The sequence below is a fragment of the Achromobacter sp. D10 genome (genome assembly GCF_035282245.1).
Taxonomy (GTDB): Bacteria; Pseudomonadota; Gammaproteobacteria; order Burkholderiales; family Burkholderiaceae_B; genus Achromobacter; species Achromobacter insolitus.
In genome coordinates this window covers 147246-169597 of sequence record NZ_JAYJLE010000012.1, presented here as the reverse complement: position 1 = coordinate 169597, position 22352 = coordinate 147246, and the positions used below count along the sequence as shown (strand labels likewise).

Genomic DNA, 22352 nt, shown 5'->3' with positions numbered 1-22352 from the left:
CTATGCACTTCGCTTGGAGCCCCCATGGCTAAGAAAGAAAGCGTTCAGAAAAGACTCCAGAAAGTACGTCCTCCGCGCGTGCAGCTGACCTATGACGTCGAGAAGGGCGACGCGATCGAGCAGAAGGAACTGCCCTTTGTCGTGGGTGTGGTTGGCGACTTCAGCGCGCAGTCGGAAGCCGAGCTGCCGCGCCTGAAGGACCGCAAGTTCGTCAACATCGACGTCGACAACTTCGACGATGTGATGCGAGGCCTGGAGCCGCGCGCCGCGTATCGCGTGAAGAACCGCCTGACCGACGAAGGCGGCACCTTTGGCGTGGACCTGAAGTTCCGCTCGGTGGAGGATTTCCGGCCGGAGGCCGTGGTGCAACAGATCGAGCCGCTCAAGGAGCTGCTGGATATCCGCACCAAGCTGGCCGACCTGCGCAACAAGCTGGCGGGCAACGACAAGCTGGAAGACCTGTTGGGCGAAGTGCTCAGCAGCACGGAGAAACTGCAGCAACTGACCAGCGAAGCCGGCAAGAACGGCAAGGGAGGCAGCAATGAGTAATTCCGCCGCCGCGCAGAACACCTCCGCGCATGCCGCCGAGGCAGACTCGGGCCTGCTGGACCAGATCGTCGAACAGAGCCGCGTGGCCAAGTCCACGGCCGAGCACGATCGCGCCAAGGACCTGATTGGCGAACTTGCCCGTGAAGTCATGAAAGGCACCGTGGTCGTGTCGGACAACCTGTCCGCCATGCTCGATGCCCGCGTGGCCGAGCTGGACCGCCTGATTTCGGCTCAGTTGAGCGAAGTGATGCATGGCGCCGAGTTCCAGAAGCTGGAGAGCACCTGGCGCGGCCTGCATTACCTCTGCCAGGAGAGCAACACTGGCCCGATGCTCAAGATCAAGGTCCTCAACGTCACCAAGCGCGATTTGGTGCGCGACTTCCAGACCGCTATCGACTTCGACCAGAGCCTGATGTTCAAGAAGGTCTACGAAGAAGAGTTCGGCACCTTCGGCGGTTCGCCGTTCGGGGCGTTGCTGGGCAACTTCGAGATCACGCGCCAGCCCGAGGACATGTATTTCATCGAGCAGATGTCGCATGTGGCGGCTGCCTCGCACGCGCCCTTCATCGCTTCGGCGTCGCCCGAACTGCTGGGCCTGGACAGCTTTGCAGACCTGGGCCGTCCGCGCGATCTGGCCAAAGTGTTCGATACCGTGGAATACACCAAGTGGCGCAGCTTCCGCGATTCGGAAGACTCCCGCTACGTCGGCCTGACCATGCCGCGCTTCCTGGGCCGTTTGCCCTACGACCCGAAGGAAGGCACTTCCGTGGAGGGCTTCAACTTCGTAGAGGAAGTGGATGGGACCGACCACGCCAAGTACCTTTGGTGCAATGCCGCCTGGGCATTCGGCGCGCGCCTGACCGCGGCGTTCGCTGACTTTGGCTGGTGCGCGGCGATTCGCGGCGTCGAAGGCGGCGGCCTGGTCGAGAACCTGCCGACCCATACCTTCAAGACCGACGACGGCGAGATCGCGCTGAAGTGCCCGACCGAAATTGCCATCACGGATCGGCGCGAGAAGGAACTCAGCGATCTGGGCCTGATTCCGCTGGTGCATTGCAAGAACTCGGACTACGCGGCGTTCTTCGGCGCCCAGTCCGTGCAGAAGGCCAAGAAATACAACACCGACAGCGCCAACGCCAACGCGGTGTTGTCGGCGCAGCTGCAGTACATCTTTTCGGTATCGCGCGTGGCGCACTACCTGAAAGCCATGATGCGAGACAAGATCGGCAGTTTTGCCTCCGCGCAATCTGTCGAGAGCTTCCTGAACCGTTGGGTGTCCCAGTACGTGCTGCTGGACGACAACGCCAGCCAGGAGCAGAAGGCACAGTTCCCCTTGCGGGAGGCATCGGTGCAGGTTGCCGAGGTTCCGGGGCGTCCCGGCGTGTTCCGGGCCGTGGCGTTTTTGCGGCCTCACTTTCAGCTCGACGAGCTCTCGATTTCGTTGCGCCTGGTTGCGGAACTCCCCGCCCAGGCTCAGAAGTCGTAACGACGTCAGATTCGACGTTTTTTAACTGGAGAGGCTATTAATGAAGGACATCTACGTCAAATTCGGCAATCCCGCGCTCAAGGGCGAGTCGCAGGATAAGGACCATCCGGACTGGATCGAAGTCGGATCGTGGCGCCATGAGATCATCCAGCCGCGTTCGGCTACCGCTTCCACCTCCGGTGGCCATACCGCCGAGCGCACCGAGCATGGCGAGATGGTCTTCACCAAGGATCTCGACGTCGTCAGCCCTCTGCTGTATCAGCACGCGTCCGGCGGCACCACGTTCGACGAAGTGACTATCGATTTCCTGCGCGCCGATGGCGAGGGCAATCGCGTCAAGTACCTGGAAATCAAGCTCAAGTACGTGATCATCTCGCGCGTGGCGCCGGAAGTCGTCAGCGAAGGCCTGCCCCACGAGTCGTTCTCGCTGAAGTACGCCGCGGTCCAGTGGAAGTACACGCAACAGAAGGTGGGTGGCAACCAGGGCGGCAATGCCCAGGGTGCATGGAGCCTCACCAAGAACGACAAGACGTACTCGGTCTGAACCTGACCGCATGAACGGTAAAGGCCCCGGGTCGTCCGGGGCCTTTCCTGAATGAGGCCGCGATGAAAGGATTCGAACCCAGCCTGTTCGACAAGTTGTTCGACAGCGACGGGCAGACACCGCACGCGTTGCGACGCCTGTCGGTGGAAGAAATCAAGGAAACGGTCGCGCGCGACATCGAGGCCCTGCTCAATACGCGCATGGTCTTCACCGAGGAATCGCTCAAGCGCTATCCGAACTGCCAGCGGTCCATCCTGACCTATGGCCTGTCGGATTTTTCGGGCTTGAGCCTGGCCAGCCACTACGACCGCGAATTCATTTGCCGTTCCCTGGAGCAGGCGATAGCCCGTCACGAGCCGCGCCTGACGCACGTGAGGGTATTGCTGCAGGTGGACAGCCGCGCGACCTCGGTGCTGTATTTCGCGATTACCGCCATGCTGGACGTGGGCCCGGCGCATGAGCCCGTCACGTTCGACGCGACGTTGCAGCCGTCCACCTTGCAGTACTCGGTGAGCAAAGGCCGGGCCAAGGCCGCGGCGGCCGCCTGACAACAAACCATGGACGCGGGCGCCGGCGGCATCTCGCCGGCGAAGAAGGGAAAGATGGAAGAACTGCTGCCTTACTACGAACGCGAACTGGGCTTTCTGCGCGGTTCGTCGCGCGATTTTGCGCAGCGCTATCCCAAGATCGCCGCGCGGCTTGGGCTGTCCGGCGAAACCTGCGAAGACCCGCATGTCGAGCGCATGATCGAGTCGTTCGCCCTCCTGGGCGCGCGCATCAACAAGAAGCTGGATGACGACTACCCGGAGTTCACCGAAGCGCTGTTCGAGGTGATGTATCCGCATTACCTGCGCCCGTTCCCTTCATGTTCGATAGCGCAGTTCGACATGGGCGGCTTGGCCTCGCAGCTGACTGCCCCCGTGCGCATGACGCGGGGCACGGAATTGAAATCGCACCCCGTGCGCGGCGTGGCCTGCCGCTTCCGCACGGCATACGAGGTAACGCTGGCGCCGGTGAGCATCCGCCAAGCGGTATTTGCCGCCACGGCCAACGCGCCGTCCGCAGCCAGCCTGCCGGCCGGGGTCACGGGCCGCCTCTCGCTGACGCTGGCCTGCCTGGCCGAAACGCAGGATTTTTCCAGCCTGGCGGTGGACCGCCTGCGTGTCTACCTGCATGGCGAGCCCTCGTTCGTGGCCGCGCTGCGAGACTGCCTGTTCCTGCGCACGGCCGCGGCTTATCTGGAAACGCAGCCCGGCCGCTGGAACCGCATGCAGGACGTGCCGCTGTCAGAGGTGGGATTGGCCGAGGACGAGGCCCTGATCGATTTTCCCGCCAGCTCGCATCCGGCATACCGGCTGTTGGCGGAGTACTTTGCGTTTTCCGAGAAATTCAATTTCGTGGACATTGATCTTGCGGCGTTGCGGCGCGCTGCGGGCCCGGTCCGCGAGATTACCTTGCATCTGGCGCTCAAGGGCGTGCGCGCGGACTCCAACACGGCGCGCCTGCTGGAATCTGCCTCTGCCGACAATTTCCGGCTTGGCTGCTCGCCCGTGGTGAATCTGTTCGCGCAGCGCGCGGATCCCATCCGGCTCACGCACGCGCAGGCATCCTATCCGGTAGTGGCCGATGCGCGCCGCGCATACGGCTACGAGATCTATTCCATCGACCGCGTGCGCCAGGTGCGGCAGAACACGCAGGGCGATTCGGTCGTGGAGTTCCGTCCCTTCTATTCGCTGCATCATGGCGAGACGCCCGAAGGCGCCGGTCATTACTGGACGGCGCGGCGCAACGCCATGGTGGCTGAACGCAGTCCTGGCTACGAAATGGAGCTGTCCATCGTCGACATCGACTTCGATCCCTCGCTGCCGCAGACCGAGACCTTGAGCCTGGAACTGACCTGCACCAACCGGGACCTACCGGCGCATCTGGCGGTGGGACAGCCCGGCGGGGACCTGTTCCTGGAGGGCGGCTCCATTGCGCGCGAGATCCGCATGTTGAGACGTCCCACGCACACGCACCGCTTCCAGCAGGGGCGGGCGGCGCACTGGCGGCTCATTTCCCACCTGGCGCTGAACCATCTGTCGTTGGTGCACAGTGGCCTGCCCGCGCTGAAAGAGACGCTGCGGCTGTATGACCTGTCGCATTCGGCGGTGGCGGCGCGTCAGATAGAAGGACTGGTCGGGCTGGACTACAAGCCCGCCACGCATTGGATGCCCGGTGAACCCTTCGCAACCTTCGTGCGCGGCATCGAGATCCGGCTGACCATCAACGAAGACAACTTCGTCGGCACCAGCCTGCATGCCTTCGTGGCGGTGATCAACCGCTTCTTTGGCCTTTATGTGCACGCCAACAGCTTTGTGCAGCTGGTCGTGTTGTCGCGCCGCGGCGCGGAAGAAATCCTACGGTGCCCTCCATGCAACGGCGACGCGATCCTAGCGTAATCGAGTCGCTGCTGGCGGAGCCGCAGCGCTTCAAGTTCTTCCAGGCCGTGCGGGTGCTGGAGTCATGGTTCGCAAGGCAGGAGGGCAGCCGCGCGCGCAACGCCGTGCCCACCCACCTGCGCTTCCTGAATTCTTCGTCATTGGGCTTTCCCGCCAGCGAGATCGCGGCGCTGACGGCCTATGACAAGCAGGGACAGGCGCTGGAAGATGCCGAGGCCAGGCTGGCGGCGTTGGCTTCCGGCAACCTGGGGCGAGTGGAGATAGAGCCCGCCTTCTTCGGCCTCCTGGGCGCGCAAGGCGCGATGCCGTTGCACTACACCGAAATCCTGAGCACGCGCGAAAGCTCGCGGCGTGACCGCGGTGCGCGCGCCTTCTTCGACATCTTCTCCAACCGGGCGGCGGCGCTGTTCTATGCGGCCTGGAAGAAGTACCGCATGCCTTTGCGGCACGAGACCGAGCAAGACCATCACTACCTGCCGTTGCTGCTGGCGTTGGGGGGCATCGGGCATCCGGCGTTGCGTGACCGCCTGCAATCGGGACAGGGCCGGGTGTTCGACGAATCGCTGGCGCACTACGCGGCGGCGGCGCGACAGCGGCCCGTATCGGCGGCCTATCTGCAGCGCGTGCTGGCGGACTACTTCCAGGTAGCGCTGCGCGTGGAGCAGTTCGTGGGACGCTGGTATCACGTGCCGCCGCAGAACCGCACGCAGCTGGGCATGCCCGGCGCGGTGCTGGGCGTATCGGCGATGGCCGGCGATCGGATCTGGCAGCGCGACATGCGCATCCGGTTGTGGATAGGCCCCTTGTCCAAGGCAGCGTTCACCGACTTCCTGCCCGGAGGGGCGCGCGCCCAGGCGCTGGAGAAGCTGCTGACCATGTTCGGCGGCATGAGCTTCGAGTATGAAGTCCGGCTGGTCATGGCGAAAGAGGACGTCGGCGGCAGCGTGCTGGGCGTAGCGGGCGGCGCGCGCCTGGGCTGGAACTCCTTTCTCTGTACCGAACCCGTGGCATCCGACCGCGACGACGCCAGCTACGAATTGCACACCATTCACTAAGAAAAAACGACCGAGAACATGGCCACACCGTTGAAGACCCTGATTGGAAAGCTCAACCAGACCTGCCGCCAGGCGGCCGAGCGCGCTGCCAGCCTGTGCATGGCCCAGGGACACTATGAGGTGGACCTGGAACACCTGTTCCTGGCCTTGCTGGAGAAACCCGCCAGCGACTTCAGCATCGTCGTGCGCCGCAGCGGCATCGAGGCGTCGGTGCTGGAAGCGGACCTGAATGCCGAGATCCGCGGTTTCAAGAACGGCAACACGCGCACGCCAGTGTTCTCGCCGCATCTGCCGCGGCTTTTCGAGCATGCATGGCTGATCGCTTCGCTGGATACCCAGACCACGCGCATTCGCTCCGGCCATCTGTTGCTGGCGCTGCTGACCGAGCCCGACCTGGCGCAGCTGGCGCGCCGCGGTTCGCGCCTGTTCGAATCCTTCAGGTTGGATGAGCTGAAGCACGACTTCGCCGCATTGACGGCGGGTTCCGAAGAGGCGGGCCAGTCGGTGGCGCTGGGCGACGGCCCGGCGAGCGGTGCTGCGCAGGACGGCGCGGCCCCTGCTGCCGGCCTGTCCAAGACGCCGGCGCTGGACCAATACACCGCCAACCTGACCGAGCGCGCGCGCGAAGGCAAGATCGACCCGGTGATCGGCCGTGATGCCGAAATCCGCCAGATGATCGACATCCTGACTCGCCGCCGCCAGAACAACCCCATCCTGACCGGCGAGGCCGGTGTGGGCAAGACGGCAGTCGTCGAGGGCCTGGCGCTGCGCATCGTGGCGGGCGACGTGCCTCCGGCGCTGGCCAATGTGGCGCTGCGGGTGCTGGATATGGGCTTGCTGCAGGCCGGCGCCAGCGTCAAGGGAGAATTCGAGAACCGCCTGAAGAACGTGATCGACGAGGTCAAGCAAAGTCCCACGCCCATCATCCTGTTCATCGACGAGGCCCACACCATGATCGGCGCGGGCGGACAGGCAGGCCAGAACGACGCGGCCAATCTGCTCAAGCCGGCGCTGGCGCGTGGCGAGTTGCGCACCATCGCCGCCACCACCTGGAGCGAATACAAGAAGTATTTCGAGAAGGACGCCGCGCTGGCGCGCCGCTTTCAGGTCGTGAAGGTCGAAGAACCAAGCGAAGAGCTGGCCGCGAGCATGCTGCGCGGCATGGCGCCACTGATGGAGCAGCACTTCGGCGTGCGCGTCCTGGACGAGGCCATCGTGGCCGCGGCGCGCTTGTCGCACCGCTATATCACCGGCCGCCAGTTGCCGGACAAGGCCGTCAGCGTGCTGGATACGGCATGCGCGCGCGTGGCGCTGGGCCGCAGCGCCACGCCGGCGCTGATCGACGACGCCCGCCATCGCCTGGCGCGCCTGGAGACTGAGCACGCGGCGCTGCGCCGTGAGGCCGCGGCGGGCGTGGCGCAATCGGCGCGCCTGCGCGAACTGGACCAGGAAATGGAATCAACGCGCACCGCGCTTGCGCAAGCGGAGGCGCGACTGACGCAGGAAAGCGAACTGGTCAGGCAGATCCACGCGCTGCGCGAAGAATTGGAAGCGGCCGGCGGCAACGGCGCGCCGGAACCCACCGGCAAGCGCCGTTCAGGGAAGGTGGCCGAACCCGCCGCCACGCCCGGGCAGACGCAACTGGCGGAATTGCAGCAGCAGTTGCGCGCCTTGCAGGGCGAAGCGCCGCTGGTGCCCGCCTTCGTGGATGCCCAGGTCATCGCCGAGATCGTATCCGCCTGGACCGGAATCCCGCTGGGCCGCATGGTCAATGACGAAATCCGCACGGTGCTCGAATTGCAGCCTTTGCTGGCCGAGCGCGTCATCGGACAGGACCATGCGCTGCATGCCATCGCGCAGCGTGTGCGCACCGCGCGCGCCGGCCTTGAAGATCCGAACAAGCCCAAGGGCGTGTTTCTGTTCGTCGGCCCTTCGGGCGTAGGCAAGACCGAAACCGCGCTGGCCGTGGCGGACGTGTTGTATGGCGGGGAGCGCAAGCTGGTCACGATCAACATGAGCGAGTACCAGGAGGCCCACAGCGTATCGGGCCTGAAGGGCTCGCCGCCGGGCTACGTGGGCTACGGCGAGGGCGGCGTGCTGACAGAGGCTGTGCGGCGCCAGCCCTACAGCGTGGTGCTGCTGGACGAAATAGAAAAGGCGCATCCGGACGTGCTGGAGCTGTTCTTCCAGGTGTTCGACAAGGGTGTGATGGATGACGCCGAGGGCCGCGAGATCGACTTCCGCAACACGCTCATCATTCTGACCTCGAACGTCGGCTCGTCGGCCATCATGCAGGCCTGCCTGAACAAGAGCGCGGAAGAACGGCCGGCTCCCGAGGCGTTGCAGGAAATGCTGGCGCCGCAGCTATACAAAGCCTTCAAGCCTGCCTTCCTGGGCCGCATGAAGACCGTCGCCTACTATCCGGTGGACGATGACGCGCTTGCCCGCATCATCGAGCTGAAGCTCGGGCGTATTGCCCAGCGGGTGCAAGCCAATCATCGCGCGGCGTTCGAGTGGGACGAGGCATTGGTGGAGGCGGTGCTGGCGCGCTGCACCGAAGTGGATACCGGCGCGCGCAACGTGGACCACATTCTCAACGGCACACTGTTGCCGCAGATTGCGGAGCAAGTGCTGGGCCGCATGGCGCAAGGAGAGGCCATCGCCCGCATACGCGTAACCGCCGGCAAGAACGGCGACTTCCGCTATCGCCTTGCCTGACGCCGGAGCCTGAGATGCCCTTGGATAACGCCGGCCTTTCCCGAATGTCGATCGCGTCCGTCGACCAGGCCAACCGTCTGCTGGACTTGCGCACGCCGCTGGGCGCCAACCGGCTGGTTGCGGAAACGCTGACCGCCACGGAAACGTTGTCGGAAGGCGCGTTCCGGCTTGAACTGACTGCCTTGTCCGACGATGCCGGCATTCCCTTGGCGGAATTGCTGGGCAAGCCTGCGACGTTGCGCATGCAGACCGCATTGGGCCGCGAACAGCCGCGTATTTGGAACGGCTATGTCACCGCGGCCGAGTTTCGCGGCGCGAATGGCGGCCTGGCGCGCTACGGCCTGACGCTGGAGCCCTGGCTGGCTTTCCTGCGCGCCCGGCACGACAGCTTTGCCTATCAGGACAAGACCGTCTTCGAGATCGTCGACAGCGTCTTCGGCGACTACAAGGGCCAGGGAGGACTTGTGCCGCAGTGGCGCTGGGCGGTGAAGGATCGCGCTTCCTATCCCAAGCGCAGCCTGACCGTGCAGTACCGGGAGACCGATCAGGACTTCGTCGAGCGCCTGCTGGCTGAAGAAGGATTGTTCTACTGGGTGGAGCATGAGGCCGGTGACGGCGACGGCAGCCACACGCTGATCATCGCCGATCATAACGACGCCTTCGCGCCGGGCCCGCAGGCCAGCGTGCGCTTTGCGCGCGCCGACGTCACGGAGACCGAAGACAGCATCCAGCTTTGGAGCCGCCGTGCCCGCTGGCAGACCAACGCGGTGCGCATGGCGAGCTGGGATTACCGCAGCGCCCAGGCCAGACCCGTGGCGGCGCAGGTCGATGGCGGCGGCGCCAAGGGCGCGATGGATCTGGTCGTCAACGACTATCCCGGCCAGTACGCCTACGAGGACAGCGCGCAGGGCGAGCGTCTGGCGCACATTGCGCTGGCCGCGCTGCGCGTGAACCAGGATAGTTGCGAGGGTGCGGGCACCGTGCGCACATTGGCGCCGGGCCAGCGCTTTGAACTGACCGGGCATTACCAGCAGGGCGGGGGCGCCTATGTGGCGATCGCCGTGCGGCACGAGGCCCGCAACAATTTCGACGAGGACCTGGGGCGCGCCGTCCGCGAGACGCTGGGCGAGGACGGAATGGAGCCGTCCCAGGCCGACTTCTACCGCAACACCTTTACCTGCATAGGCATCGATACGGAATTCCGCAAGGCCACACGCGACGGGCATGGCGAACGCCTGCATCCGCGGCCCACCGTGTACGGCGCGCAGACGGCGCTGGTGGTGGGCGCCGAGGCGCCGGTGCACACCGACCGTGACCACCGCGTCAAGGTGCAGTTCCATTGGCAACGCGGCAAGGCATCCAGCAGCCGCCTGGAGCATCCTTCGGGCGACGAGAACGCGCCCGCCAAGGACGAGTTGGGCACCTGGGTGCGAGTGGCGGAGCCGGTGGCGGGCGGCGACTGGGGCGGCAACTTCGTGCCGCGCGTCGGGCAGGAGGTGCTGGTCGAGTTCCTGCACGGCGACATCGACCGGCCCGTGGTGGTCGGCGCGCTCTACAACGGTGAAGGTGCCGAGGACGCATCGCACAATCTGGTGCAGGCCGGCGGCGCCAATGCCACCGGCAACGCGCCTGCCTGGTTCGCGGGGGGGGCCGACGGCCACGCGCACAATGTGGTGATGTCCGGCTTCAAGACGCAGGCACTGGGCAGCAGCGCGGAGGGCACGGGAGGCTACAACCAACTGGTGCATGACGACACGCCCGGCCAGTCCCGTCTGACCGCGTCTACCACCCAGGCGGAGAGCCGCCTCCATCTGGGCCACATCAAGCAGCAGCGAGACAACGAAAGACTGCAGGACCTGGGCCACGGCGCCGAGCTGTCGACCCGGGAGGCCGTGGCGCTGCGGGCAGGCGCCGGGCTGCTGATCAGCGCGGACTTGCGCAGGGATGCCGAGGGCGCGCTGCTGGAAAGCTCGGAAGCGGCCAAGCAGATTGCGCGGGCGGCACGTTCAGCGGAGGAACTGGCCCAGGCGGCAACGCGCCAGAAGGCGGTGCTGGAAGGCGATCCGCAAACGTTGCCGGCGCCGGACGCCCTGAAGCACGTCCTGGAGGTGATCGACGCGAAGCAGGACGCGCCCAAGGGCGAGTCCGTTGCCGCCTATAGCGAACCACAGTTGCAGGTGAGCGCGCCCAGCGGCATCGGCCAGTACACCCCGGCGGACGCCTTCCTGGCAGCCGGCGCGACGCTGTCGCAGGTGGCGCCGGACGTCAACTGGGTCAGCAGCGCCAACCTGGCGGTGGGGGTAGTCGGCGGCGCGGTGTTATTCACGCTAGGCCGCAAGGCGCCGGGCGACAGCCCGGTGCAAGGCCAGGGACTGCTGCTGCACGCGGCCGGCGGCAAGCTGCGTTTGCAGAGCCAGGACGCCAAGATGACGCTGTCCGCCGAAAAGGCGGTGACTTTCGCTTCGGCGCAGGCTGCCGTGAACGTGCAGGCCGCCAAGCGCGTTTTGGCGACCGCCGGCGGCGCCTATTTGCGGGTGGAAGGCGGCGGGATTCAGCTGCACGCGCCGGGGAAGGTGGAGTTGAAGGCGGGTGTGCATAACTGGGCGGGGCCGCAAAGCGCGCCCTTGCAACTGGGGCTGCCGGAGGGTGACTTCGAAGGATGCCAGCTGAGAATGCAGAGCGCCGCGGCTTCAGGTGCGGCAGCGGTTGAACTGTAGCCAGGGCGGACAGATATGGGGCCATTCACATCGGACATTCAACTGGGAGAGGCGCTGCAACGGCTTGCGGTATCCCATGGGGAGTCGCGTTGCTGGTTGCTGCTAGACCCTCTGTTGCGGCCGCCTGAGGAAGATTCCGAATGGCGGGGCCTGGCCGATGAACTCGATGCGCGGACCACTTCGGTCCGGCTTGCGCATCGGAATGTCGATTCCAAGGCTTGGCCTCGGCTCGTCTCGCTGGATCTGGCGCGCGCCTGCGACGCCGATATCAGCCGGGTGGCGGCCGGCATGGCGATCCGGGATTGGACGCCGGAATCCCTGCGGCTAGGCCTGGGGCGCCGCATCGGCGGCTGGCTATTTGGCGCAACGGATGCCGCGGCCTTGGCGCACCACCTGGGCCGGGCCATGCTGCAATCGCGGCCGGATGGAGGCCGCTCCCTGTTGCGCCTGCAGGATCCCGCCGTCCTGGATCTGGTCTGGAATCTGGCAACGCCTGGGCAGCGCCAGGCGTTGCTGGGTCCGTTGGACCGATGGGTGACCGTCGACCGCTGGACGCGCCTGGCAATCTGTGGGGGCGGGACGGAACAGGCAGGCGGCGCTCGGACCGTCGGCACGCTTCAGTTCGACTCGGACCAATGGAAGCGCATCGAGTCCTCTGCCGCCATCAACCGCGCGTGGCGCGCGGTGGCGGGACAGGCCGCCGCCATTTCAGATGAAACCTTGACGCAGACCGCGGCATGCGTGCGGCGCGGGGCTGCCAGGGGATTGCTGGATCCGCGCGACTGGGAGGCCATGGCCATTCGGGCGCTGACGGTGCACCCCGCATTCGACCAACATCCCAGGCTGGCCGCGCTACTGGACGCCCGCGCGCCGGATGTCGGCTTTGCCAGGCTCGTCATGGATTTGACCGAAGCGGACTGGACGGCGATTGCCCGCGATTGCCGGCAGTCGCGCCCGGCGCATCACCAAGTTAGGGAAGAAGAATGAGTACGGCTTGCAATGTGTGCAAGGCAGGCGGCCTGCCGATACTGCCGACGCGTTACGCCGTGGTGCCCGCGGGGTTTCCGGCGCATGCGCTGGACGGCGTAAGCGGCGAACGCGTGAAGGATGTGCCGCTGGACAGCGAACAGTACAAGTACGTGACCCGTACGCTGCGCATGGGCTTTCTCTACCTGTTCTACGAGAAAGGCCCGCAGGGCGCTAACTACTGGGAAGTCTATTCTGTGACGGCCGACGGCATGCTCTGGCGTTGCGACGACGCGGACAGCGCCCGGCTGCAGCCGGCGATGAAATGCGCGAACCAGGGGCACAATGGGTTGCGCATGCATTACATCGTCATAGAGAAGCCGGAGCAATGCGGCAAGGTGTGGCTGGCCTATAGCGAACACAAATGGAGCGCGCAGACCCGCGCGCGCTACGAAAAGCAGGAGCACCGTGCAACGCGGATGCAGGCGATCGAGCCCGCCGTCTGGGCGCAGGGCCGCTGCGAGGCCAAGAACCATCAATCCATTCTGGCCGTCGAATCAAATTTCAAGAAGATCCTGGAATACGGAGACCACCAGTTCAGCGGCCTGACGGGCGAGCCGCCCTGGCTTCCCTACACGGGACTCGATCGCCAGCGCAAGTTGAGCAATGTCGACGGGTCTTTCGACGAAGCGACGCTGAAAGAGCAATTCACGAAGACGCCCTGGTATCCGCGCAACCGGCCGCTCGGCGGCCTTGTGGATAAGACGCTTGAGCTGTTGCTGGCGCAAATGCTCGATAAATGCGGCGATCCCACGATGGGCGTCAGCTATTGGCCGATGAGTTTGGCGCTGTGGGACGCCATCGGAATCGCCGACGAGCTCAACGGATACTGCAATGACGCGCTGGGTGCGATGGCGCGATATGGCGAGGAACGCGCGCTACAGATTACCGCGGCCAGCAACATCGAAGGCGCCAAGGCGGCGCTGGAGAACAAGGCCGACGAGGCCGCAAGGCGCACCGCCGAGGCCGTGCAACTGGGGCAGCGCGGCGGCAACCGGCACTATGAGGTGATGCGCCGCAACCAGGTCATCAATCAGCATGTGCCGGACATGAAGGGCAAGCAGGCATTCGCCGGGCTGGAGAACGAGCGGTCCAATGGCGTGATAACGGACGCCGAGTACCGCAGCCGCCGTCGCGTGCTGCTGGACCAGTACGTCCCGGCGGCCAATAGAGCGCAGGCGGAGGCGGATTTCAACGCCTATGACGCGGAGATCATTCAGGCGGACGAGACTCGCGCCCGGAATCTGGAGAATTATCGGAAGGACCAGGTCGCGCATGCCTGGGATCGCTACAACGACAATATCGACTGGGACAAGCTGAATCGCTTCAACAGTAACTACGAGAGGTTCCAGGAGATGGCGACTACGCTGGCGAATGCCAGGACGGTGGAACTCATCAAATGGCTGGAATGGGGCCTTCTGTTCGATACGCTGGAAGACTACAGCGAGGAAGTCGAGGATGACGGCCACGAGTTCATTGAAGTGGTCGGCGACCTGATCGAAGGCATCGGATCCAGCGCGGCGGGAGCCCAGTATCTCAAAACCTTGGTGGAAGAACGCCGTGATGCAGGGGACAGGAAGTCCCTGTTCTGGCGCGCAATCGCCGCAAACCAGAAGCAACTGAAGCCCGCGGTGACCAATGCCCTCGATGAAGCCGTGAAGGGCAAGGAAACGCCATTGCCTACGGGTCTCGGTGTCGTCGAACGGGTGCTCAGCAACCTGAAAACCTTCTCGGGGTATTACAAGAGGGCGGTGTCCCTGGTTGGTGAAAGCAAGGTGGAAAAGCTGGGGCCATTGCCGCGCGCTTTGAAAAATGCCGGCATCGACAAGCTGATGATGACGGTGGGCGATACGGCTTTCCGCTGGTTGCAGCTGAACCGCGTAAGCGATTTCGTGGGTGAGAAGATCGTCCAGAATCTCTTTCTGTTGTCCACGGGCATCAGCGACGCCGACGCCTTGGCGCTGGTGAGAGAACAGGCCCGGTCCGAAGGCGTGGCGCGTCAGGTCGCGCTGCAGCGATTGCGGACTGCGCGCACTTTCCTGGAGGCCAACGAGGCCATCGCCAAGGAACCCAGCCACAAAGTGCTGCGGGACATGTGGGGCAAGATGCGGCCGGCTACCGGGCGCAACGGGGCTACCACCATGCGCATTACGGTGGTGGTGGGATTGATTGAAGTTTGGAACTTCAAGAAGCTCATTTCGGCGACCGACAAGACGGCTACGACTTATGCAAAGCTGGTCGCGTCCACGGCCACCTTGAGCGCCGCCGTGATTGATATCGCCATCGTGCCGTATCAATTGGCGGGAAAAAAGGCATACGGATTCCAGAAATGGAAATTGGTCGGGGGAATGTTGGGTGCCGGCGCGAGCTTTATCGGCGCATCCATAGATTTCAACGAAGCCATGGAGCGCAGGGAAAAGAAGCAGTACACACTGATGGTGCTGGTCGGCATCAAGTCGGCCATAGGCTTTGTCGCAGGCGGGGCCGCGGTGATCACGGCAATATCGACTTCTGCCTCGTTGCTGAAGATCGTGGGACGGCGCGCAGGTATGAATGTGATGGTGGTGGCTGTGGATGTGGTTGCGTCGCGGATGGCGGTAGCCTCATTCGCTCGTGTGCTTGGTATCCTGGTGGGCTGGGAGATCGCGATAGTGTTGGTGGGTATTCAGCTGCTGGTCTGGTACTTCACGCCGAATGCACTGGAAGAGTGGTGTGAAACCAGCGCGTTTGGCCGTCGTACTTTCGGCAAACCTCAGGACGAACCGAAGAAGCAGGAGGAAGGCTTCGTCGCTGCTCTTGCTGACGTGACGTGATTTGATGTGAGGAATGGAATGACCAATGAGCTCAATGGAAATGTCCGGAAGATCGCCGGAAAGATCACGGAGCTGAAGAAGTCCCGTCGTAATCGGGACTTTGTCCTGAGCCAGATTGGCGGTGATGTCGGAGCGTCCGCGGTATCTGCCGCGCTGGCAGGCATGGGCGGGGCGGGTATCGCGATTGCCTCGATCGATAGTTCGGAGAGCGCCGACTTCGTGGAGTTTTCACTGAACGGCGAACCTGTTCAGGGTTGGTTCTGGCGTTTCCCCTTTCAAGAAGGAGACGACGTGGAACTGGTCGCCGAACGTGGCGAGCGCGCCTGGAGCGCCTATGGCGTCAGGCGCGAATCGGACTCCTTGGTGGCGGTGTATCCCCACTGCTTTGAAGGGCGCAGATCCCACTATCTGTCCACGTTCCGGTTCTGGGGCATCATCGTCGCGGTGATTTTTGGATTCATGATGTGCCTGGATGCGGTGTTTGCCTTGTTCAAAGGCAAGTTCAGCATCGCGGGCCAGCTCGAGGCCTATGGCATTTATGCCATGTACCTGTTGCCGGCCTTGCTCGTCGTGTTCGGCTTCCTGGCCTGGCGGGCGGGGCGCAAGACGGAAGGCTTCGCGCATGTCGCGGAAATGATCTTCAAGGGATTCGGTTGGAGCAATCCCGCTGGGATCAATCTGCGTGCAATATCGAAAGCGAAGCGTCGGCAGGGTGATGGCAAGGACTATGGTCTGCGCTATTTCAGGTACTGATGCCGGAAATGAACGTTCAAAAATTGAGCGGGGAGATCAGGGGGCTGACGCGGTCGCGTCGCAGACATGACTTCGTCCTAAGTCAGATTGGCGGCGGGCTTGGCCCCGCCGCGGTGTCGGCTAGCCTGGTCGGGATGGCCGGCGCCGCCATCTCGATTGCGACGCTGGATACCGCGGAAACGGCGGACTATGTGGAGTTCACGCTCGACGGGAAGCCATTGCGGGGCTGGTTCTGGAGGTTTCCTTTCAATGATGGAGACAACCTGGAGGTTGTCGCGGAAGCGTCCGAAAGCGGGGTTTGGTCGGCTTTAGGAGCCCGCCGCGAGTCGGACGGATTGGTTGCTGTCTATCCTCATTGCTTTGAGGGACGTTGGTCGCACTATTTTTCGACCTTTCGCGTTTGGGCGGCCATCATGGGTTTCACGTTCATTGTTGTGCTGATCTTTGACTTGATCCTGGCCACGAAGCAAGAGAATTTCAGCTGGAGCGGGCATGCGTGGGTGTATGCCGGCTACTTTGGTTTCATGCTGCCGGGCATGCTCGGTGTCAGTATCTTTTTTGCTTGGCTTGCCGGACGGAAGACGGAGCGGTTCGCGCGATTCTCAGAATCGGTCTTTCGTGGATTTGGTTGGGCTAGCCCCAGCAAACTGAATCTGCGGGCGGCGTCCAACAAGAGGCGCAAGCCGGGCGATTGCAGGGACTACGGTTTGCGCTACTTCAGATATTGACGGGACATATGAATGTTCAGACGTCGAGCGGAGGGATCGTCGGCCTGACGCGGCCGCGCCGCAACCGAGCCGGCGAGTTCTGGAGCATTGAATGGATTACACGGGGTTGATACGCAAATTCCCCAACGACCGGCCGCTTGGGGACTTCGACCGCGAACACCGCTTGCAGCAGAAGAAACGGCTGGACGTACCGCTGGCGGCCGATTCCTGCGTGGTGAAGATGAATTCCAATGCTCTGGTCTTGGCGGACCGCTGGTACGCCTACCGGGGCATGCTGGCGCTGATGGGGCTCGTAGGCGTGGCCTTCGGCGTGGGCATTATCCGGGAGCTGGCTTGGGCCCTGGTGGACGGGCTGCCCAATGAGAACGGGCTCTGGACGGCGGTTTTCATCAGCATGGCGATGGGCGCGGCGCTCGCGGCAGCCGGGGCATGGGTCGCGGGCAAGGAGATGTTCCGGTGGACGTACTATCCCATCGCCCTGGACCGCAAGCACAAGCTGGTACACGTGTTCCGGCTGGACGGAGCGGTGCTGACGGCGAAGTGGAACAAGCTCTACTTCACGCTTGGCGGAGGGGTCGACGGGTTTCAGCACCGGACTTGGGATGTCCGCGGGCTGATCCTGGATCCGGACGGCGTGACGGTCAGGGAGACATTTGCGTTCAGCTCGGTCACGTACCGGGTCGAAGACGCGTATTCCCATTGGGAGTTTCTGCGCCGCTACATGGAGGACGGCCCGCAAGCCGTGCAGGACGCGGTCTTGCATTGCGTGCCGGCGGACGGCAAGCCGGAGACCTTCGCCCTATCCAAGCAGCGCGCCTTTGCCGAGGATGCACAAGGTCCGGGCTTCCTGTCCCTGCTGATGATGCCGTTCAATCTTCTACACGCCATCATGCGCTGGGCGGTGATGCAGACCAGCAAGATCCCGGCGTTTCCGCCGGAGATTGAGGCCACGCTGCAACCTGAGCCGGGCGACAAGTACGTGCGCGATGCGTCGATGAATCCCGAAGACCTGCGCTAGGGGATTTCATCCGGCGGCGCGGCGGACCGGATTTGCGCTAGGATTACCCCGACCTTTCCGCCCCTCCCTGGAGCCCCCGCATGACCGACCTCAGCGCCTTTCCCATCACCAAGAAGTGGCCCGCCCGGCACCCCGACCGCATCCAGCTGTATTCGCTGCCCACGCCCAATGGCGTGAAGGTGTCGATCCTGCTGGAGGAAACCGGGCTGCCCTACGAGGTCCACCGGGTCAGCTTCGACGCCAAAGACCAGTTTTCGCCCGAATTCCTGTCGCTCAGCCCGAACAACAAGATCCCGGCCATCCTCGATCCCAATGGTCCCGAGGGCAAGCCGCTGGGCCTGTTCGAGTCGGGCGCCATCCTGATCTACCTGGCCAGCAAGGCGGGCAAGTTCCTGCCGGCGGACACGGCGGGGCGCTATGAGACCCTGCAATGGGTCATGTTCCAGATGGGCGGCATCGGCCCGATGTTCGGCCAGCTGGGCTTCTTCCACAAGTTCGCGGGCAAGGACTATGAAGACAAGCGCCCGCGCGACCGCTACGCGGAAGAATCCAAGCGCCTCTTGAACGTGCTGGACCAGCGCCTGGAAGGCCGTGACTGGGTGATGGGCGACGAGTACACCATTGCCGACATCGCCATCCTGCCCTGGGTGCGCAACCTGGTGGGTTTCTACGGCGCGGGCGAGCTGGTGGAGTTCTCGCGCTTCAAGAATGTCGCCCGGGTGCTGGAAGCCTTCGTGGCGCGTCCTGCGGTGGCCAGGGGCCTGACGATCCCCGGATAACGCCACGCGTATCCGGCCTCTACAATCGGCCCTGTCATCCCTCACCGAAAGCCAGGGCCGCTCATGGAACTCCGCCAGCTGCGTTACTTCGTCCGCGTCGTGGAGGCGGGCAGCATCGGCCGCGCCGCGCAATCCATAGGCATGGTGACGTCGGCGCTCAGCCAGCAGATCAGCCGGCTGGAGGGCGAGTTGTCCACCCGCTTGCTGCGGCGCAGCGCCAGCGGCGTGGAGCCCACCGACGCCGGCTTGGCATTCTTCCGCCAGGCGCAACTGGCGTTGCGGCATGCCGACGACGCGGTGCAGGCCGCGCAGCAGGCCAGGCTGGCCGGCCACGTCAGCGTGGGTCTGCCTTCCACCACGGCGGCGATCCTGGGCGCGCCGTTCGTGCAGGCGATGAGCCAGCGTTATCCGGACATTCGCCTGCACCTGGTGGAGGCATTGTCAGGGCACCTGAGCGACATGCTCAATGGACGCTTGCTGGATCTGGCGATCGTGTTTCAGGCCGAGTCCGCGCGCCGCTGGAGCGTCACGCCCTTGCTGGATGAACCGCTGTTTCTCCTGGCCCGACCCGGCATGGCGGGGCTGCCGGCTGGCGCGACCACGCGCATCGAGGCCATCGCGCATCTGCCGCTGGTCCTGCCCAGCGCGCGCCACGGGCTGCGGGCTCTGGTCAACCACGCCTATCAGCAGTCGGGCCGCACGCCGCTGGTGGCGGTGGAAGTGGACGGCCTGCCCGTGCTGATGGACGTGGTGCAGCTGGGCCACGTGGCGACCATCCAGCCCAGTTCCGCCATGGCCCGCATTGCGCCGGGCCAACTGCACATGGCGCGCATCGACGACGCGCATTTGTTCCGCCCCAATCTGCTGGCCAGCCTGTCCGAGGACGAGCTTTCGCCTGCGGCGCTGGCCGCCCGGCTGGTGCTGGCGGACGTCTCGCGCACCCTGGCGCGCGAGGGCAAATGGCCGGTGGTGACTCTTCACGATTCATGAAGACCTGTTGACGCCTGCCTGATATCCGCGGGCGCCCGCGCTCGCTACAGTCCGTTCCTTGGAATAGGAACAACGGCATGGTCGACGTCTTGGTGGTGGGTGGGGGTAACGCGGCGCTGTGCGCGGCCCTGATGGCGCGCGAGGCGGGCGCCAGCGTGCTGCTGCTGGAAGCGGCGCCACGTGAATGGCGCGGCGGCAATTCGCAGCACACGCGCAATCTGCGCTGCATGCACGACGCGCCGCAAGACGTGCTGGTCGATGCCTATCCCGAGGAAGAATATTGGCAGGACCTGCTCAAGGTGACCGGCGGCCTGACCAACGAGCATCTGGCGCGCCTGGTTATCCGTGAATCCTCCACCTGTCGGGATTGGATGCGCCGCCATGGCGTGAATTTTCAGCCCCCATTGTCCGGCGCGCTGCACGTGGCGCGCACCAATGCCTTCTTCATGGGCGGCGGCAAGGCCCTGGTCAATGCCTATTACCGCAGCGCCGAGGCGCTGGGCGTGCGGATCCGCTACGACGCGCCGGTTGACTCGCTGGAATTGGATGGAGGGCGTTTCGTGGCGGCGCGCATCGGCGATGAGCGCATCGAGGCGCGCGCCTGCGTGCTGGCGGCCGGAGGCTTCGAGTCCAACCGCGAATGGATGCGGGAGGCCTGGGGCCAGAACGAGCGCGGCGAGTGGCCGGCCGACAATTTTCTGATCCGCGGCACGCGCTACAACATGGGCGTGCTGTTGAAGTTCATGCTGGACGCAGGCGCGGACAGCATCGGCGACCCGTCGCAATCGCACTGCGTGGCGATCGACGCGCGCGCGCCTTTGTACGATGGCGGTATCTGTACGCGCATCGACTGCGTGTCGCTGGGTGTGGTGGTCAACCGCGAGGCGAGGCGCTTCTACGACGAAGGCGAGGATTTCTGGCCCAAGCGCTACGCCATCTGGGGCCGCCTGACTGCCATGCAGCCGGGCCAGATCGCCTATTCCATCATCGATGCCAAGGCCGTCGGCCGCTTCATGCCGCCGGTATTTCCCGGCGTGCAGGCCGATACCTTGCCGGAATTGGCGGTGAAGCTGGGGCTGGATCCGGCGACATTCGAAACGACCATACGCGACTACAACGCGGCTTGCCGCGTCGGCACGTTCGACCATACCGCGTTGGACGATTGCCATACCGAGGGCCTGGCGCCGGCCAAGACGCACTGGGCGCGGCCTATCGATACCGCGCCGTTCTACGGCTATGCCTTGCGGCCCGGCATCACCTTCACCTACCTGGGCTTGAAGGTCGACGACACCGCCGCGGTCCGCTTCAACGACGTGCCCAGCGACAACTTGTTCGTGGCGGGCGAAATGATGGCCGGCAACGTGCTGGGCAAGGGTTACACGGCCGGAGTCGGCATGTCCATCGGCACCGCCTTTGGGCGCATTGCCGGCACGCGGGCCGCAGCGGCCGCGCGCGGCCGGCACAACGCGGAAGCACAACATGAAGCAGCTTGAAGCCCTGGCCAGCGAGGCCCAGTCTTTCGCCGGCTCCGGCCCGGCGATGACGGAACAGACCATTCAATGGCATGGCGGGAAGCCCAGATCCGGCGCCTTGACGGATGATGAAGCGGAAGTGGCGCGCGTCATGCAGATCTGCAACGCCTGTCGCTATTGCGAAGGGTTCTGTGCCGTATTTCCGGCGATGACCCGCCGCCTGGAGTTCGGCAAGGCGGACATCAATTACCTGGCCAATCTGTGCCACAACTGCGGCGCCTGTCTGCACGCCTGCCAGTACGCGCCGCCGCACGAGTTCGCGGTGAACGTGCCGCAGTCCATGGCGCGCGTGCGGGTGCAGACCTACACCGACTATGCCTGGCCACCCGCATTGGGCAAGCTGTACAAGCGCAATGGCCTGGCCTTGTCGCTTGCCACTGCCGCCGGCCTGGCCCTGTTCCTGGCCCTGGCCGCGCTGATGGGAGGCGGGCTGTTCCATGAACCCATGGCCGGCAACTTCTACGCGGTTTTCCCGCACAACACGCTGGCGCTGATGTTTGGCGTGGTGTTCGGCCTGGCTGTGTTGGCACTGGGCGTGGGCGTGACGCGCTTCTGGCGCGACGTGAGCCCGGGGACCGCCACCGGCGCGGCGGTGGCCGAGGCCGCGCACGATGCCTTGCGCCTGCGCTACCTGGACGGTGGCCATGGCAAGGGCTGCAACAACGCCGACGATGCTTTCACGCTATGGCGCAGGCGTTTCCATCACTTCACGTTCTACGGCTTCATGTTGTGCTTCGCGGCCACCTGCGTAGCCACGCTGTACCACTACGCGTTCGGCCTGGAGGCGCCCTATCCGTTCTGGAGCGCGCCGGTTCTGCTGGGCACGGCGGGCGGCATCGGTCTGTTGATCGGGCCAGCCGGGCTGCTGTGGCTGAACCTCAAACGCCATCCACAACAGGGCGACGCGGCGCAAAAGCCGATGGACCGCGGCTTCATTGCGCTGCTGTTCCTGACCAGCGCCACGGGCCTGGCCCTGCTGGCGGGCCGTGACGGTGGCGCGATGGCGCTGTTGCTGGCGATCCACCTGGGCGTCGTGATGGCGCTGTTCCTGACGCTGCCTTACGGCAAGTTCGCTCACGGCATCTACCGCTCGGCCGCGTTATTGAAGTGGGCCATCGAGAAGCGCCAGCCCAACAAGCTGCAACTGGGCTCGGATTGAGGGACCGCGCATCCGCGCGGACTTGACGGCGCCCGCCGACGGCG

General features: G+C 64.6%; 17 protein-coding genes. All 17 read left to right on the top strand.

What is annotated here, in order from left to right:
* The first annotated feature begins 24 nt into the window (after positions 1 to 24).
* The 17 genes from tssB (at position 25) to tcuB (ending at position 22308) form a co-directional block, all read left to right on the top strand.
* Entirely contained in the window at positions 25 to 549 is a 525-nt protein-coding gene (gene tssB / locus VCS63_RS24750) for a type VI secretion system contractile sheath small subunit (protein ID WP_013396290.1), read from the top strand.
* Entirely contained in the window at positions 542 to 2035 is a 1494-nt protein-coding gene (gene tssC / locus VCS63_RS24745) for a type VI secretion system contractile sheath large subunit (protein WP_042795223.1), read from the top strand. Before tssB ends, tssC begins: the two co-directional genes overlap by 8 nt.
* 40 nt (positions 2036 to 2075) lie before the next feature.
* Positions 2076 to 2579 (top strand): Hcp family type VI secretion system effector, encoded by a 504-nt coding sequence (locus VCS63_RS24740; RefSeq protein WP_006395404.1) that lies wholly within the window; start codon positions 2076 to 2078, stop codon positions 2577 to 2579.
* A gap of 62 nt (positions 2580 to 2641) precedes the next feature.
* Complete coding sequence (tssE, locus tag VCS63_RS24735) at positions 2642 to 3127, top strand: type VI secretion system baseplate subunit TssE (protein WP_042795222.1); 486 nt, start codon at positions 2642 to 2644, stop codon at positions 3125 to 3127.
* Positions 3128 to 3181: 54 nt separating this feature from the next.
* Positions 3182 to 5020: a type VI secretion system baseplate subunit TssF gene (tssF, locus tag VCS63_RS24730; RefSeq protein WP_042797368.1), complete on the top strand. Its 1839-nt coding sequence runs from the start codon at positions 3182 to 3184 to the stop codon at positions 5018 to 5020.
* Complete coding sequence (gene tssG / locus VCS63_RS24725) at positions 4984 to 6075, top strand: type VI secretion system baseplate subunit TssG (protein WP_042795221.1); 1092 nt, start codon at positions 4984 to 4986, stop codon at positions 6073 to 6075. The genes tssF and tssG overlap by 37 nt, the downstream gene beginning before the upstream one ends.
* A gap of 18 nt (positions 6076 to 6093) precedes the next feature.
* A complete protein-coding gene (tssH, locus tag VCS63_RS24720) occupies positions 6094 to 8793 on the top strand; it encodes a type VI secretion system ATPase TssH (protein WP_063642888.1) in 2700 nt (899 codons plus the stop codon).
* Positions 8794 to 8807: 14 nt separating this feature from the next.
* Positions 8808 to 11510 (top strand): type VI secretion system Vgr family protein, encoded by a 2703-nt coding sequence (locus VCS63_RS24715; RefSeq protein ID WP_323881276.1) that lies wholly within the window; start codon positions 8808 to 8810, stop codon positions 11508 to 11510.
* Positions 11511 to 11606: 96 nt separating this feature from the next.
* Positions 11607 to 12497, top strand: coding sequence for a DUF4123 domain-containing protein (locus tag VCS63_RS24710; protein WP_162726393.1), 891 nt, complete (start codon positions 11607 to 11609; stop codon positions 12495 to 12497).
* Positions 12494 to 15349: a T6SS effector BTH_I2691 family protein gene (locus VCS63_RS24705; RefSeq protein WP_313379585.1), complete on the top strand. Its 2856-nt coding sequence runs from the start codon at positions 12494 to 12496 to the stop codon at positions 15347 to 15349. Before VCS63_RS24710 ends, VCS63_RS24705 begins: the two co-directional genes overlap by 4 nt.
* Positions 15350 to 15367: 18 nt before the next feature.
* The gene (locus VCS63_RS24700) at positions 15368 to 16102 is read left to right on the top strand and encodes a putative type VI secretion system effector (RefSeq protein WP_042795216.1); all 735 of its coding nucleotides are present in this window, start codon (positions 15368 to 15370) and stop codon (positions 16100 to 16102) included.
* Positions 16103 to 16110: 8 nt separating this feature from the next.
* Positions 16111 to 16830 carry a putative type VI secretion system effector gene (locus tag VCS63_RS24695; RefSeq protein ID WP_323881273.1) on the top strand — a complete coding sequence of 240 codons (720 nt, stop codon included), beginning with the start codon at positions 16111 to 16113 and terminating at the stop codon, positions 16828 to 16830.
* 91 nt (positions 16831 to 16921) lie between these two features.
* Positions 16922 to 17848: a DUF6708 domain-containing protein gene (locus tag VCS63_RS24690; protein WP_042795213.1), complete on the top strand. Its 927-nt coding sequence runs from the start codon at positions 16922 to 16924 to the stop codon at positions 17846 to 17848.
* Positions 17849 to 17928: 80 nt separating this feature from the next.
* Complete coding sequence (locus tag VCS63_RS24685; protein ID WP_119450347.1) at positions 17929 to 18627, top strand: glutathione S-transferase N-terminal domain-containing protein; 699 nt, start codon at positions 17929 to 17931, stop codon at positions 18625 to 18627.
* A 63-nt stretch (positions 18628 to 18690) separates the two neighbouring features.
* Positions 18691 to 19617, top strand: a complete 927-nt coding sequence (locus VCS63_RS24680; RefSeq protein WP_042795211.1) for a LysR family transcriptional regulator — start codon at positions 18691 to 18693, stop codon at positions 19615 to 19617.
* Between the two features lie 77 nt (positions 19618 to 19694).
* Complete coding sequence (gene tcuA / locus VCS63_RS24675; protein ID WP_042795210.1) at positions 19695 to 21110, top strand: FAD-dependent tricarballylate dehydrogenase TcuA; 1416 nt, start codon at positions 19695 to 19697, stop codon at positions 21108 to 21110.
* On the top strand, positions 21097 to 22308 hold the full coding sequence (gene tcuB, locus VCS63_RS24670) for a tricarballylate utilization 4Fe-4S protein TcuB (RefSeq protein WP_323881270.1): 1212 nt from the start codon (positions 21097 to 21099) through the stop codon (positions 22306 to 22308). The genes tcuA and tcuB overlap by 14 nt, the downstream gene beginning before the upstream one ends.
* Positions 22309 to 22352: the final 44 nt, after the last annotated feature.